Here is a 14,381-nt window from a genome sequence, read left to right as displayed (position 1 = left end):
CCGGAACCCGGGTTTCGCCTTGCCGGAAATGCCTGAGACTTTGCATTTGGCAAGGAGGTTGCCGCCGATGAATTTCGCCCCGCCCGTATCAGATATGCTGCAACTCGCCAACTGCATTCGCGCTCTCTCGATCGATGCCGTCGATGCCGCCAATTCCGGCCATCCGGGAATGCCGCTCGGCATGGCCGACGCCGCAGCCGTTCTGTTCTCGAAGCACCTGAAATTCGACGCATCGGCACCCAACTGGGCTGACCGCGACCGTTTCGTGCTTTCCAACGGCCACGGCTCGATGCTGCTTTACAGCGCGCTCTATCTGGCGGGCTACAAGGACGTGTCGCTCGATGAGCTGAAGAACTTCCGCCAGTGGGGTTCCAAGACCGCCGGTCATCCCGAATATGGCCATACCGAAGGCGTCGAACTGACCACCGGCCCGCTCGGTCAGGGCCTTGCAAGCTCGGTCGGCATGGCAATCGCCGAACGCGCGCTCGCCGACCAGTTCGGCAAGGATATCGTCGATCACCGTACCTATGTTTTCTGCGGCGACGGCTGTCTCATGGAAGGCGTGGGCCAGGAGGCGATCTCGCTCGCCGGTCATCTTCGCCTCGGCAAGCTGATCCTGCTTTATGACGATAACGGCATCACCATCGACGGCAGCACGGAAATCGCCTTCACCGACGATATTCCGGCCAAGTTCAAGGCGTGCGGCTGGAATGTCGAAAAGGTCGACGGTCACGATCACGACGCCATCGATGCGGCGCTGACGCGCGCCAAGGCTCAGGCCGACCGCCCGACGCTGATCGCGCTAAAGACCGTCATCGGCTATGGTTCGCCGAACCGCGCCGGTACGAGCGGCGTTCACGGCGCTCCGCTTGGTGCCGCCGAAAATGCCGCCACCAAGGCAGCACTCGGCTGGACGGCGGAAGCCTTTGAAATTCCTGCTCCTCTGCTCAATGCCTGGCGCGAAGCCGGTGCCCGTGGCGCGTCGGAACGCGATGCATGGCAGAAGCGCGTCGATGCGCTGCCCGCAGCCGAACGCGCCGAATTCGACCGCCGGGTCGCCGGTATCCTGCCGGAAGGCTTCGCTTCGGTTGTCGCGGACGCAAAGCAGCGCCTTCTCGACAAGCCGCAGAATGTCGCGACCCGCAAGGCAAGCCAGATTGCGCTTGAAAGCCTGACGGCGGCGCTCCCGGAAATGATCGGCGGCTCGGCTGACCTTACCCATTCGAACCTCACCCGCGTTCCGGCTGTCGACAGCGACTTCACGCCGGAAAAGAGCGGCCGCTATGTGAGCTACGGCGTGCGCGAGTTCGCAATGGGCGCGGCCATGAACGGCATCGCGGTCCATGGCGGCTTCATTCCTTACGGCGGCACCTTCATGGTGTTCTCCGATTATGCCCGCAACGCCATCCGCCTCTCGGCTCTGATGGGCGTGCGCGTCATCCATGTGCTGACGCATGACTCCATCGGTCTTGGCGAAGACGGCCCGACCCACCAGCCGGTCGAACATCTGGCCAGCCTGCGCGCCATGCCGAACCTGCATGTCTTCCGCCCGGCGGATACGATTGAAACGCTGGAATGCTGGGCTGTTGCGGTTTCCGATCCGCACACGCCTTCGGTTCTGGCCCTGTCGCGTCAGAACGTGCCGCAGTTGCGCACCGACAATGGCGAGAACCTTTCCGCACGCGGCGCCTATGTGCTGTGTGAGGCGAAGGGCGAGCGCCAGATCACATTGCTTGCCACCGGCACCGAAGTCTCGCTCGCCGTGAAGGCTGCCGAAAAGCTTGCCGAAGAAGGCATCGCAACTGCGGTCGTCTCCATGCCGAGCTGGGATCTGTTTGAAAAGCAGAGCAAGGAATACCGCAAGGGTGTTCTGGGCGATGCGCCGCGCATTGCCGTCGAGGCTGCGGGCAAGTTTGGCTGGACCCGTTATGTCGACAGCGAAGACGATGTGATCGGCATGGACGGCTTCGGCGCTTCGGCCCCTGCCGAGGTGCTTTATGTGAAATTCGGCATCACGGCGGAGGCGATTGTCGCCCGCGCCAAGTTCTTGCTGGAGCAGGGCGAATGACGATGGCTGGCAATTTTTCTCCGCTGGTTCTGGTGGGCGACAGCGAGCGCGTGGAAGCCGAAGCGGTCGGCGCCTATCTGGACAACTGGGCTGGCAAGGATGGGTTGCGTCTTGCGACCGCCGATGCGATCAAGGCCATTCTGGCCGGCGCGACACGGCTTGCCGGTCGCATTGCACGCGGTTCGCTTCCCGGCGATCCGGGCAAGCTGGTCGGCGTCAACAGCGATCAGGACCAGCAGAAGTGCATCGATGTCGGCTCGCACAACCTGTTTGTCGAGCTGCTGATTGCTGCGGGCGCGGCCTCCATTCTTTCCGAAGAAGCGGACCTGCCGGTGGCTGGCAAGGCCGATGGGCTGATCGCCGTCGCCATCGACCCGCTCGACGGTTCCGGCAACGTGGGCCTCGGCGCACCGCTTGGCACGATCTTCTCGATCTTTCCCGCCGATGTGGAAGAACCGTTCCTGCAGCCCGGCAACCGCCAGCTCGCCGCCGGTTATGTGTCCTACGGCAATTCGGTCGATCTCGGCTTTTCGGTCGGCGAAGGCGTGATCTTCGCGACCTTCGATCCGGTGAGCGGGATTTTCCATATCACGCGCCGCAATGTGACGCTGCCCGAACGCACCTCCGACCTGGCGTTCAACGCATCCGTTTATCGCCACCTCTCGGCTGGCATGAAAGCCTATGTGGACGATGCCTATAACGGCAAGGACGGTCCGCGCGGGCGTAACTTCAACATGCGCTGGCTTGGTGCGGCGGTGGGCGACATGCACCGCATCCTGCAGCGCGGCGGGCTGTTCTTCTACGTGAACGACAGCCGCCCGGGCTACGAGAAGGGCCGCCTGCGGCTCGTCTACGAAGCCAATCCGATTGCTTTCCTCGCCCGTGAGGCGGGAGGCAAGGCGACCGACGGTTCGAGACCCATTCTCGATATCGTCCCGCAAACCTATCACGAGCGCAGTGCGCTGGTGTTCGGCGTTGCCGAAGAGGTGGACATCCTCGGCGAGTACTTCGCGAAATAACCTGACCTGACATCGCCTGGAGCATTGCAAATGCTCCATCCAATTGTTTTGCAACGCGCATCCTGTTCCGAAAACCGTTTCACACTTTTCGGGATGCGCTCTAGGAGGCTAGAAATGGCGCGCATTACGCTGCGGCAATTGCTCGATCACGCCGCTGAAAAGGGTTACGGCGTCCCGGCATTCAACATCAACAACATGGAACAGGCTCTGGCCATCATGGAAGCGGCGGATGCCGTCGATGCGCCGGTGATCCTGCAGGCTTCGCGCGGCGCGCGTGCCTATGCCAACGACATCATGCTTCGCCACATGATGGACGCGGTGACCGAAATCTATCCGCATATCCCGGTCTGCGTTCACCTCGACCATGGCAATGAAGCCGCAACCTGCATGACCGCCATTCAGGCAGGCTTCACCTCCGTCATGATGGACGGTTCGCTGAAAGCTGACGGCAAGACCCCGGCCGACTGGGACTATAACGTCTCGGTCACGCGTCAGGTCAGCGAGATGTCGCATCTGGGCGGCATCTCGGTGGAAGGTGAACTCGGCGTTCTCGGTTCGCTCGAAACCGGCATGGGCGATGCCGAAGACGGCCACGGCGCGGAAGGCGTGCTGTCGCACGACCAGCTTCTGACCGATCCGGACGAAGCCGTGAAGTTCGTGCGCGAGACCAAGGTCGATGCACTGGCGATCGCCATGGGCACCTCGCATGGCGCCTACAAGTTCAGCCGCAAGCCGGACGGTTCCGTGCTGGCCATGCATGTGATCGAGGAAATCCACCGCAAGCTGCCGAACACGCACCTCGTCATGCACGGCTCGTCTTCGGTGCCGGAAGAATTGCAGGAAATCATCAACAAATATGGCGGCCAGATGAAGCCGACCTGGGGTGTTCCGGTCGAGGAAATCCAGCGCGGCATCAAGCATGGCGTGCGCAAGATCAACATCGACACGGACAACCGCATGGCGCTGACCGGCCAGATCCGCCGCGTCCTGCAGGAAGACCCGAGCGAGTTCGATCCGCGCAAGTACCTGAAGCCGGCAATGGCCGCGATGACCAAGCTGTGCAAGGAGCGTTTCGAGCAGTTCGGTACTGCCGGTCACGCCGCCTCGATCCGTCCGATTCCGCTTTCCGACATGGCAAAGCGTTATCGCGATGGTTCGCTGGACCCGAAGTTCAGCTAAGTTCTGCCGTTACGGCAAATGAGAAGCGGAGGGGAAACCCTCCGCTTTTCTGTTTTCAAGAGACTGAATAATCAGCCCTTGTTGTATTTCGCGTCGACTTCGTTGATCGCGTTGACGTTGCCAGCCGAACGGCCATTTTCGTCGAAGGTCTGTGCGAGGAAGGCGTCGGCAATCGTCTTGGCCACTTCCGAGCCGATGACGCGGGCGCCCATGGTGATGATCTGAGCGTTGTTGGAAAGCGCTGCGCGTTCTGCCGAATAGGTGTCGTGCGTGAGCGCGGCGCGGATGCCCGGAACCTTGTTGGCTGCGATGCACACGCCGATGCCGGTGCCGCAAACGAGGATGGCGCGGTCATAGGTGCCGTCGAGAACTGCGGAAGCCACGCGGTCGGAAAGGTTGGCGTAGAATGCATCTGCGCCAGCATCCGTGCGCGAGATTTCCGAAACCTCGAAACGGTCCTTCAGATAGTCGGCGAGAACCTTGGCCAGACCTTCGCCGGCGCTGTCGCCTGCTACTGCTACTTTCATGGGATTGCTCCTTTAATTGGATTGAATCTTTCTGGCGCACTTGTCCAGAATGTCGAGATAGCCTTCCACGTTCCACGCCGAGCGGCCGATGAACAGGCCGTCGATATGCGGGCAGGCGATGAGTTCTTCGCAATTGCCGGGATTGACCGAGCCGCCATAGAGGCAAGGCACGCGGCGTCCGAGCACGCTTTCGGCAACCGCGATGATTTCCGCCTGCCGCGCGTCGGCATAATCGGCGGAAGCGGGGATGCCGTTCTCGCCGATGGCCCAAACGGGCTCATAGGCGAACAGGATTTCAGCCTTTTTCTGGTCGTCGGAAAGCCTGGAAAGAGCGCCGCGCACTTCTTCTTCCAGCACTTCAGCCGCACGTCCGCTTTCGCGGTCTTCCAGCGTTTCGCCGATGCAGATGAGCGGGATCAGGCCGTGGCGCACGGCGGCTTCGACCTTGAGGCCAACCGTTTCGTTGGTTTCGCCGAAATGCTCGCGGCGTTCCGAATGGCCAAGCTCAACGATATCGAGATTGCAATCTTTCAGCATCAGCGGTGAAATCTCGCCGGTCCATGCGCCCTGATCGGCCCAGTGCATGTTCTGCGCGCCGACCTTGACGGAGGTTCCCGACAGGATTTCCTTCACTTCGCGAACGGCGGTGAACGGTGGAATGACAAAGCGCTGGATATCGGCGGAACGACCGCCATCGGCAGCCTTCAGCGCTTCGGCAAAGGCGCGGGCCTCGGCCAGCGTCTTGTTCATTTTCCAACTCGTTCCAACCCAGAATCTGCTCATGCGTAACTGTTCCTAGTCTGCTGCTATTGTCAGTCTGATCCCGGCCTGCTCTAGCTCATCCAGTATGGCGGCGCCGGGTGATGAATCGGTGATGATCGCGTCAAAATCGGAGAGATTTGCCATGACGTGGAGGGCAGGGCGCCCGAACCGCTGGTGATTGACCAGAAGGCAGGTGCGGGCCGCGGACGCCGTCATGGCGCGCTTGGTGCGCACCACGTTTTCATCCATGTGATAGACAAGCTGCCCGTTGACGGCGGGGGACGAAACGAAGGCGATGTCGGCACTCAAATGCGACAGCGCTTCTTCCGTCAGTATGCCGAAAAAAGCGTTGAACTTGGCTGAATAGGTTCCGCCGAGCGCAATCAGATTGATCCCGTTCTCGCCTTTCAGCTCATCAACGATGACGGCATTGTTGGTGATGACGGTCAACGGGCGCTTTTCCAGCAACATGCCGCCGAGCACCGCCGCCATGGAGCCGTCATTGACCATCACGGTCATGCCCGGTTCCACCAGTTCCAGCGCGGCGCGGGCCATCTTCTGCTTGGCTTCGCCGTCCTGCCGCTCGCGGAAGCGGAAATCGCTCTCGAACTGGGTGCCGGTATCGATGGTCGCGCCGCCGCGCACCTTGCGCAGCACGCCGGAATGTTCCAGCGAATCCAGATCGCGGTGGATCGTCATCTTGGAAACGGCAAACCGGTCCGCCAGATCGTCGAGGTCGACGGCCTGATTTTCGATGAGAAGGTTTATGATCGCCTGTCGTCTGTCGTCGCGCTTCACGCTGTTTCCGATCTCATTGGCGGAACATTTATCGCATGAAGTTAGATCACAAAATCACAAAAAAATCCATGAGAAAAATGTGATTTTGTTATTTTCCATCGGGCTGTCGGATAAGGGCCCTTGCAGTGCGCTCATCGGTGATGAGGCCGTAAAGCCGGCCGCTTTTCAGCACGGCGCGAATGGCGTCAGCCTTGGAAATTCCGCCGGCCAGCCCGATGATTCGGCTCATATCGGCGTTTTCCACCGAGGCGGCGATGGTGCGGGCGGTGAGCGCGGTTTCGAGGCGCTGGCCGTTTGCATCGAAGAAATGGCCGAGCATTTCGCCGACGCCGCCGAGGTTCGCAATCTCCTCGACTTCGCTCAATTCTATCATGCCGGATGTGACGAGCTGCGCTTGCGCATCCACCGTGCCGATGCCGACGATCTTCAGTTCGGCGCGGCAACCCATGTCGAAAACCGTGGTGACGCCGCGCTGGGCGAGCAGCACTTCACGGTCTTCCGCCGTGTTGGCGAAAAAGGGGACCGGCATCACATAAGCGGGCATCCCCGTCTTTTCCGCGATGCGGTGCATCACATCATGTGGGTTGGCGGCGAAATTGCGCGTCAGGCCACCCAGCAGGGAAACGAAACGCACATTGCTGGCCGCGACACGCGGCATATAGCTGACGGCGGCAGAAAGCGTGCGCCCATGGCCGATGCCGATGACTTCGTGATCGCCGTGCTCGATCTCGCGGCGCAGAAAATCCGCCCCGGCATGGCCGAGGACCATCAGCGGCAGGCCTTCCTCGCCAATGTCGGGCGCAACCTCGCAATAATCGAGCCCGTACATGTCGGCGAGGCGGTTTTCGAGGTCGATGCATTCGGTAATGTCGCCGTCGATACTTACCTTCACCGCACCATCGGCGACAGCCTTGGCAATCAGCCGATGCGCCTTCACCGAAGGCAGGCCGAGGCGCTTGGCGACAGCTGACTGGGTCATGCCGCCCACAAAGTGAAGCCAGGCGGCGCGCAGCGCCAGTGAATCGTCAGCATCTGCCATTGAAAACGGTCCGGTTCCCGAAAGTACCTATATTTTCAAATCCTTGGCGCCGGTGTCAATGTGGGGAGCCCAGAAAGCCACACTTTCCGCAATCTGCGGGATGACTTCGCGGTCGTTCGGCTCGCGCTCCTTGAAGGAAAGCTCAAGGCAGATTTCATTATCAACCGCGCCGCCTTCGGCAAAGGCTTTGAGGAGCGGTTCCGGCTGGATGCGGCCCTTGGCGTTGAACGCGGCGGTGAACGGGCGATGCCCGCCCTTGTCCATCAGGCTTTGCTTGATATGGATGATCGGCGAGACCTTCGGCACGGCCCGCGCCCAGGCGTAAGGGTCATAATCGTCCGGGATGGACGAGGTGACGTCGCCATGGTCGATGTCGGCCATCATCCACATGGGGATGGCCATGTCGGCGGCGGTGAGCCGATCCTGAAGCTTCATGCATTCGGCAATCGTCTCGCCGAACTCGCGCCCGATGCTCATCGGCTCCCAGAACACATAGTCGAGACCGGCGCCAGCCGCATGTTCGGCCACTTCCGCCCAGCAGTCGATGGCGATCTTGATCAGGTCTTCGCGGCGCACCGGATCATCGAAATCCTTATAGGTGAAGATAGCGAACTGCGTGCCGACCGACTTGCCGCCAAGGTCGCCGATAATATCGGCAAAGGTCTTGAACCAGTCGACATAGTAGCGGCGCACTTCCGCATCGGGATGGCCGAAATGATTGAGGCGGCCATAGGGGCCGGTCATGCCCGAAGTGACCCGGACGCCGGTGCGCTGCAAGGCCTTGTCCATGTCGCGCGTCAGGCGACGGATGGTCGAAGCCTGCCAGCTCGGATTGATGAATTCATGGGTCAGCTGGAGGTCACGCAGGCGCAGGTCCCGGGCAACCGTTTCAATCAGGTCGCCTGGCTCGGCAAAGCGGTTCACAAGCGGATTGGTATTCAGCGAAAGCGTCAGCGCCATGATGTGTCCTCAAGCGGCGATTTTAGCGTTGTCGAACCATTCCACGAAGGCGGCGCGTTCGGCTTCTGTCAGGTGCAGGTAATGCTTGGTGCGGCGATAGAGAATGTCTTCCGCCGTCTTCGCCCATTCTTTTGCCACCAGATAGCGCACTTCCGCCTCATGGAAGTTGCCGCCGAAGTGACGGCCAAGCCCTTCGAGGTTCTGCGCGCCTGCAACCACGTCCTTCGTGCGTGCGCCATAGAGACGCCCGTAATGATGGACGAGCGTGCGCGGCATCCACGGATAGGTGTCGCGCAGGGAATTGGCGAAGGTTTCATAATCGGCATTGGCGATTTCGCCGCCGGGCAGCGGTGCGCCGTGCGTCCAGTCGCCGCCCATCCTGGGGAAGATATGCTTGAGGCGATGCATGCCGCGCTCCGCCAGCTCGCGGAATGTGGTGATCTTGCCGCCGAAGACGTTGAGCAGCGGCGCATCGTTGGTTTCATCGAGGTCAAAGACGTAATCGCGGGTGACGGCGGAAGGATTGCCCTTGCCATCGTCAAACAGCGGGCGCACGCCGGAGAAGGAATGCAGCACGTCTTCACGCCGCAGTTTTTCCTTGAAATAGCGGTTCACGGCGGTCAGCAGATATTCGATTTCCTTCTCATCAGCCGCAACATCTTCGGCGCGCCCTTCATAGGCGATGTCGGTGGTGCCGATCAGCGCCTTGTCGCCCTCATAAGGGTTGATGAAGATCACGCGCTTGTCGTGGTTCTGGACGAGATAGGCATTGGCGCCCGACCAGAATTTCGGAACGATGATGTGGCTCCCCTTGACGAGGCGCACGTTGCGCGACGAGTTGGAACCGGCGACATTGTGGATGACCTCCGTGACCCATGGTCCGGCGCAGTTGACGATGCAGCGCGCGCGGAATGTGCGGGTCTCGCCCGTGTCGCGGTTCTTCGTTTCCACGATCCAGCCGCCTTTTTCGCGACGTGCGGAGACGACAGGCGTGCGGGTGAGGATGGTCGCGCCCTTTTCGGCAGCGCCCACTGCATTGAGGGTCACGAGGCGGGCATCGTCCACCCAGCAGTCGGAATATTCAAAACCCTTGGTGTACTGGTCGAGGATCGGCGTGCCTTCCGGGTCGCGGCGCAGATCGAGCGTGCGCGTGCCGGGCAGCTTCTTGCGACCGCCGAGATGGTCGTAGAGGAACAGGCCGAGCCGCACCAGCCAGGCTGGACGGTCCTGCGGGCTGTGCGGCAGCACAAAACGCATCGGCCAGATGATGTGGGGAGCGGCGTTCAAAAGCACTTCGCGCTCGATCAGCGCCTCACGTACGAGGCGGAATTCATAATATTCAAGATAGCGCAAGCCCCCATGCACCAGCTTGCCGGAGCGCGACGACGTTCCCTGCGCCAGATCGTCCTTTTCCGCCAGCACGACCTTGAGACCGCGCCCGGCAGCGTCGCGGGCCACGCCAGCGCCGTTGATGCCGCCGCCGATTACAAACAGGTCGCAGGTTTCCGGTTCAGCCATTTCAATGTTTCCTTATTTGCCGGAAGCGAGCTTGTCCCAGACCGGCGTCAGAGCCAGTCGCGCTTCCCGGTAGGCAACGAAAAGTTCTTCATAATGCCGCGCGCGCGCCGCATCCGGGGCTTCGCCCGCGCCCAGCAGCGGTTCCACCCATTCGGCGATGCAGTCGTCCATGGTCGGATAGGCGCCGATGGCCACGGCGGCCATCATGGCAGCACCCGCCGCGCCCGCTTCCTCGCGGGCCGAAACGCGCACAGGCGCGTTGACGGCAGCCGACAGCGTGCCGCGCAGCGCCTTCGAGCGGGCAGCGCCGCCGGTGATGCGCAGTTCGGCAGGCATTTCGCCCATTGCCGCGTAGCAATCGCGCGTCGCCATGCCGAGACCTTCAACGACCGAGCGCACCAGTTCCGGAAAACGGTCGCGGCTGGAAAGGCCGATGAAACCGGCCCGCGCATCGGCATTGACAAAGGGGCCGCGCTCGCCAGCTTCCGAAATATACGGGTGATAGAGGATGGCGCCGGGACGGCTGGCATTGAACCAGTCATCGAGGCGGGGAATGAGATCGCCAAGCGAAACCGGCTTGTCCGGCGTCGACATGAGATCGGCTGCGACCTGCAATATCCAGTCGATATTGATGGTCGCGCCCATGTTGGTCTGCACCTGCGTGACGATGCCGGGGATCGGCAGCGCGATGACGTAGCCGGTGCCTTCCTTGTTCAGATGAATATCGGCCACCGGCTTTGCGCGCATATGCACGCCGGTGGAGCCGATGGTCGAGCATCCCGCGTCAGCCGTACCGCCGCGCACGCCCGCACCAAGCGCAGTCATCGCCATATCCACATAGGCAAGGCTCACCGGCGTCCCCGCCCGCAGACCCGTTGCAGCCGCCGCTTCGGGGGATAGCGGATGCTGGACTTCGGTGCCGTCGATGATCTCCGGCAGCAATCCGCGGCGCTTCGTAAGGCCGAGGGCCTCGATCACCACGTCATCATACTGACGATTGCGGAAATTGCCGAAGGTGAAGCTTGCTTCCGACGGATCGGTGGCGCGAACGCCGGTGAGATTGAGATAGAGCCAGTCCTTGCAGTGAAGGGCCGCTTCCGCATTGTCCAGCAGCTCCGGCGCGGTGGCGTCCATATGCGCCATCTGCGAGCCTTGCTGGCAGGTATTGAGACCCGTGCCGGTCGCTTCAAAGCGCGCGCGGTTCATGGACCCGGCGGCAAGCCGCGTGACGGTGGAGGCGGCGCGGGCATCGAGCCACAGCCAGGCATCGCCAATCGGCTGGTTGCCATGGCCGACAAGCCAGGTTCCGTCGCCCTGTCCGGTGACGGCAATCGCCGCCGTGCGTTCGGCAAGGCCGGGCAGCTTGGCGCCGAGATCGCGCAAGGCGCGCGCGCAATCCTGCCATGTCTGGGAAAGCGACTGGGTAACCGCGCCATGGTCGCCGGTATCGTATTTGTTGCGAACCGCCGCGGATTCGATCTGGCGTCCGCTGAGGTCGAAAGCGACTGCCTTGAGCACGGACGTGCCCGCGTCGATCCCGATGATGATGTCACCTGTCTTACGCATGGCGGATATCTGCCTTCATTGACATTTGGATTCCTCCCGCGACTGAAAATACATCGCTCGCGGCCCCGTTTATAATGAAATCGGGCAATGGCGTAAGCTGGAGATAACATAACGCTATCACCTTGTCTGTAAAATTTTCGAGAGTGCGCATTTTTTTTCACCAAAGAGTGAATGTGGAGAAAATCGCTATGCGGCGGCTTGCGGTTTTGCCCCGGTTCTTCCGCAATATGTTGAGCTTTCTTCTATGTTGGCTTCAACTTAAATACTTGAATATAAATGATAATTTAAGTGACGCGGATTGCTGATCCATCCGGGCTGGCAATGAATGTCAAAGCTGCGAATAACGCGCCCGGTAACGGATTATGTAGTGGATTTCGCTGGATCGTGATGGGGATTCGGCGCGAAATTATGCTAATTCACCGGCGTTTGGAAAACATCCGATTGACAGCTTTGGAGCTTTATAACATCATTATTGGAGTTAATAACACGCCGCTATCATAAGTTCCGATGGGCGGCGCATCTGTTCCAGGATGCACGGAGGAGCGGGGCCCTGGAATTCACGTGGAGGATATCATGATCTCGTCTGCCGCATCTTGCACCGCTCTCGCGGAGGCTTTCGCCTACCCGGCAGGCGTAATGGTCGAGGATGATCTCCGGGCGGTCTGAATTCAGCCGCATCTTCTGTTTCTATAACGACAATCCGGCAGAATTGCTGAAGGCGTTTGATAATGAGTGCACAAACCAGTCAAGTTTCACAAAAACCCGCCAAGCTGAGCCGCGCCATCGTCTGGAGCGTGATCGCTGCGGTTGTGGTTGTCGGCGCGATTGCTTTCGACACGAAGGTCGTGAAGATCGGGTCTGATTCCGATGTGCGCCAGCAGGCTTTCTCTCCCGATGCCTATGGCGCTACCGAATTTCCCAAGGTCAAGGCCAGCGTCGAGCAGCGCGCCGTCGATGCCGTGGAAGTGGGAACGGCTCTTGCTGCCGACAAGGCTGCAGCCGGAAAGAAATATGGCGTGGGCGACGTCAATCCGGTCATCCCGGTCAAGTTCACCGGCGTCGTGGAAGAGCGCAAGTCCAACTACAATGTCGTGAAGGTTGAAGGCCTGCCGGAAGGCATGGCGATCCGCATCCAGACCGGCCCCGCCGTCAACGGCACGGACCTGCGCGATGCGACCGGCGAAATCCAGTTCGGCCAGTTCAAGAACCAGATCGAATATCAGAACGCCGGTTCGGCGCTGAACAACGAGATGAAGAAGCAGGTGCTTTCGGGCGTCGATGTAGAAAACCTGACGGGTAAGACCGTTTCGGTTGTCGGTGTGTTCAAGCTGGTCAATCCCAAGAACTGGCTCGTCACGCCTGTGGGGCTCGAAGTGAAATGAGCACCGCTCCCAAAATCGAAGGCAAAAACGGCGATGTCGTTCTTGCCGCGCATAACGTCGCCAAATCCTATGGTCGCATTCATGCCCTGAAAGGCGTGAATTTTGAAATCCGCCGTGGCCAGGTCACGACGCTTTTCGGCGAAAACGGCGCCGGGAAATCCACCTTGATGAAAGTGCTGTCCGGCGTCATCCAGCCGACTTCCGGCACGATCATTCTCGACGGCGAACCGGTGACGTTCAACTCGTCCACCGAAGCGCGCGACCACGGCATCTCGATCATCCATCAGGAACTGAGCCTCGCGCCCAACATGAATGTGCGCGACAACATCTTCATGGGACGCGAGATCCGCACCGCCACCGGCGTCGATTTCGCCGAGGAAGAACGGCTGACGCGCGAGCTTCTGGCCGAACTGGAAGAAGACATCGACCCGCTGACGCCGGTCGAGGAACTGCGTCTCGGTCAGCAGCAGGTGGTGGAAATCGCCCGCGCGCTTTCGGTCAATTCGCGCATTCTCATCATGGATGAGCCGACTTCGGCGTTGAGCGCCTCGGAAGTGGAAGTCCTGTTCAAGGTCATCCGCGACCTGACGGCGCGTGGCGTCGCCATCGTCTATATTTCGCATCATCTGGAAGAAGCGCTGCAGATCACCAATCATGCGGTTGTGCTGCGCGACGGAACGATGACTGCCTATGCGCCGCGTGAGGAAATCGATCTGGAATGGATCGTGCGCAACATGGTCGGCGAGAACTTCGATCTCGGCTCGCCGCCCACCGGATATGAATGGGGCGATGTGGCGCTTTCGGTCGAAAACCTGACCGTTCCCGATCCGGGCGGCGCAGGCTTTTCGCTGGTCGACCGCATGTCGCTCAATGTGCGCGCCGGTGAAATCGTCTGCATCTATGGCCTCATGGGTGCCGGTCGCACGGAATTGCTGGAAACCGTTGCCGGTCGTCTCAAGGCAAGCGGCGGACGTGTGCTCCTGAAAGGGCAGGACGTTTCCGGCCTCACCATCGCGCAGCGCATCGAGCGGGGCCTTGTGCTGGTGCCGGAAGATCGCCAGCGCGACGGTCTCGTGCAGACGATGACGGTCGGCAAGAACCTGTCGCTCGCCAGCATCGCCGAGATGACCAAGGGCCTTTTCACATCGCGCAGGCGCGAGAAGCAGATTGTCGATCAGTCGATCCGGAATGTGCACATCAAGACCGATGGCGGCGAAGCGGCAATCGGTTCGCTTTCCGGCGGCAACCAGCAGAAGGTCGTGATCGGCAAGATGCTGGCGACCGAGCCGGAAGTCATCCTGCTCGATGAGCCGAGCCGCGGCATCGACATCGGCGCGAAGGCGGAAGTGTTCAAGCTTCTGGCCGAAAAGGCGAAGCAGGGCCTGGCTGTCGTCTATACGACCTCGGAAGTCGGCGAATGCCTCAGCATCGCTCATCGTATCATCGTCATGCACCGTGGACGCATCTCCGCCGAATTCGGATCGGACGTGTCCAAGGAGAAGATCATGGCCGCCTCGGGCGAAGCCATGGTCGGTCATTAGAGCATTTCCAGCAAAAGTGCGA

General features: G+C 60.7%; 12 protein-coding genes and 1 pseudogene. 5 read left to right on the top strand and 8 right to left on the bottom strand.

Going from position 1 to position 14,381, the window contains the following annotated elements; all coding sequences use genetic code 11:
- Window positions 1–67 precede the first annotated feature (67 nt).
- The 3 genes from tkt to fba all read left to right on the top strand — a co-directional run bounded on the left by tkt (window position 68) and on the right by fba (window position 4,266).
- Complete coding sequence (tkt, locus tag ABWW28_RS02450; protein ID WP_176587972.1) at window positions 68–2,068, top strand: transketolase; 2,001 nt, start codon at window positions 68–70, stop codon at window positions 2,066–2,068.
- Window positions 2,065–3,087 carry a class 1 fructose-bisphosphatase gene (locus ABWW28_RS02445; protein ID WP_176587971.1) on the top strand — a complete coding sequence of 341 codons (1,023 nt, stop codon included), beginning with the start codon at window positions 2,065–2,067 and terminating at the stop codon, window positions 3,085–3,087. The genes tkt and ABWW28_RS02445 overlap by 4 nt, the downstream gene beginning before the upstream one ends.
- Window positions 3,088–3,201: 114 nt before the next feature.
- The gene (gene fba, locus ABWW28_RS02440; protein WP_006472452.1) at window positions 3,202–4,266 is read left to right on the top strand and encodes a class II fructose-bisphosphate aldolase; all 1,065 of its coding nucleotides are present in this window, start codon (window positions 3,202–3,204) and stop codon (window positions 4,264–4,266) included.
- A gap of 71 nt (window positions 4,267–4,337) precedes the next feature.
- Here the strand turns inward: fba and derI are convergent, their stop codons facing one another.
- The 8 genes and pseudogenes from derI to ABWW28_RS02400 all read right to left on the bottom strand — a co-directional run.
- Window positions 4,338–4,793, bottom strand: a complete 456-nt coding sequence (gene derI, locus ABWW28_RS02435) for a D-erythrulose-4-phosphate isomerase (protein ID WP_006468374.1) — start codon at window positions 4,791–4,793, stop codon at window positions 4,338–4,340.
- A 12-nt stretch (window positions 4,794–4,805) separates the two neighbouring features.
- Window positions 4,806–5,576 (bottom strand): triose-phosphate isomerase, encoded by a 771-nt coding sequence (locus tag ABWW28_RS02430; protein ID WP_113342493.1) that lies wholly within the window; start codon window positions 5,574–5,576, stop codon window positions 4,806–4,808.
- Window positions 5,577–5,588: 12 nt separating this feature from the next.
- Complete coding sequence (locus ABWW28_RS02425) at window positions 5,589–6,353, bottom strand: DeoR/GlpR family DNA-binding transcription regulator (protein WP_006468376.1); 765 nt, start codon at window positions 6,351–6,353, stop codon at window positions 5,589–5,591.
- A gap of 88 nt (window positions 6,354–6,441) precedes the next feature.
- Window positions 6,442–7,392 carry a sugar-binding transcriptional regulator gene (locus ABWW28_RS02420; RefSeq protein WP_006468377.1) on the bottom strand — a complete coding sequence of 317 codons (951 nt, stop codon included), beginning with the start codon at window positions 7,390–7,392 and terminating at the stop codon, window positions 6,442–6,444.
- Window positions 7,393–7,419: 27 nt separating this feature from the next.
- Window positions 7,420–8,352, bottom strand: a complete 933-nt coding sequence (locus ABWW28_RS02415) for a sugar phosphate isomerase/epimerase family protein (RefSeq protein WP_151658806.1) — start codon at window positions 8,350–8,352, stop codon at window positions 7,420–7,422.
- A gap of 9 nt (window positions 8,353–8,361) precedes the next feature.
- A complete protein-coding gene (locus tag ABWW28_RS02410) occupies window positions 8,362–9,870 on the bottom strand; it encodes a glycerol-3-phosphate dehydrogenase (RefSeq protein ID WP_151658805.1) in 1,509 nt (502 codons plus the stop codon).
- A gap of 12 nt (window positions 9,871–9,882) precedes the next feature.
- Window positions 9,883–11,436 (bottom strand): FGGY-family carbohydrate kinase, encoded by a 1,554-nt coding sequence (locus tag ABWW28_RS02405; RefSeq protein WP_151658804.1) that lies wholly within the window; start codon window positions 11,434–11,436, stop codon window positions 9,883–9,885.
- 631 nt (window positions 11,437–12,067) lie between these two features.
- Window positions 12,068–12,185: pseudogene (locus ABWW28_RS02400) on the bottom strand (ATP-binding protein); the annotation flags it as partial.
- Here ABWW28_RS02400 and ABWW28_RS02395 point away from each other — a divergent pair.
- Complete coding sequence (locus ABWW28_RS02395; protein ID WP_006472454.1) at window positions 12,165–12,818, top strand: DUF2291 family protein; 654 nt, start codon at window positions 12,165–12,167, stop codon at window positions 12,816–12,818. The pseudogene ABWW28_RS02400 and the gene ABWW28_RS02395 sit on opposite strands and share 21 nt — an antisense overlap.
- On the top strand, window positions 12,815–14,359 hold the full coding sequence (locus ABWW28_RS02390; RefSeq protein WP_112701317.1) for a sugar ABC transporter ATP-binding protein: 1,545 nt from the start codon (window positions 12,815–12,817) through the stop codon (window positions 14,357–14,359). Before ABWW28_RS02395 ends, ABWW28_RS02390 begins: the two co-directional genes overlap by 4 nt.
- Window positions 14,360–14,381 lie beyond the last annotated feature (22 nt).

The organism is Brucella sp. NBRC 14130 (genome assembly GCF_040371715.1).
GTDB lineage: Bacteria > Pseudomonadota > Alphaproteobacteria > Rhizobiales > Rhizobiaceae > Brucella > Brucella intermedia.
This window is presented reverse-complemented; position numbering and strand designations above follow the sequence as displayed.

What these genes read in the sequence shown, in the direction of transcription:
- ABWW28_RS02390 (WP_112701317.1), top strand. Translation starts at nt 12,815, where the DNA reads ATGAGCACCGCTCCCAAAATCGAAGGCAAAAACGGCGATGTCGTTCTT.
- ABWW28_RS02410 (WP_151658805.1), bottom strand. Translation starts at nt 9,870, where the DNA reads ATGGCTGAACCGGAAACCTGCGACCTGTTTGTAATCGGCGGCGGCATC.
- fba (WP_006472452.1), top strand. Translation starts at nt 3,202, where the DNA reads ATGGCGCGCATTACGCTGCGGCAATTGCTCGATCACGCCGCTGAAAAG.
- ABWW28_RS02445 (WP_176587971.1), top strand. Translation starts at nt 2,065, where the DNA reads ATGACGATGGCTGGCAATTTTTCTCCGCTGGTTCTGGTGGGCGACAGC.
- derI (WP_006468374.1), bottom strand. Translation starts at nt 4,793, where the DNA reads ATGAAAGTAGCAGTAGCAGGCGACAGCGCCGGCGAAGGTCTGGCCAAG.
- tkt (WP_176587972.1), top strand. Translation starts at nt 68, where the DNA reads ATGAATTTCGCCCCGCCCGTATCAGATATGCTGCAACTCGCCAACTGC.
- ABWW28_RS02395 (WP_006472454.1), top strand. Translation starts at nt 12,165, where the DNA reads ATGAGTGCACAAACCAGTCAAGTTTCACAAAAACCCGCCAAGCTGAGC.
- ABWW28_RS02430 (WP_113342493.1), bottom strand. Translation starts at nt 5,576, where the DNA reads ATGAGCAGATTCTGGGTTGGAACGAGTTGGAAAATGAACAAGACGCTG.
- ABWW28_RS02420 (WP_006468377.1), bottom strand. Translation starts at nt 7,392, where the DNA reads ATGGCAGATGCTGACGATTCACTGGCGCTGCGCGCCGCCTGGCTTCAC.
- ABWW28_RS02415 (WP_151658806.1), bottom strand. Translation starts at nt 8,352, where the DNA reads ATGGCGCTGACGCTTTCGCTGAATACCAATCCGCTTGTGAACCGCTTT.
- ABWW28_RS02405 (WP_151658804.1), bottom strand. Translation starts at nt 11,436, where the DNA reads ATGCGTAAGACAGGTGACATCATCATCGGGATCGACGCGGGCACGTCC.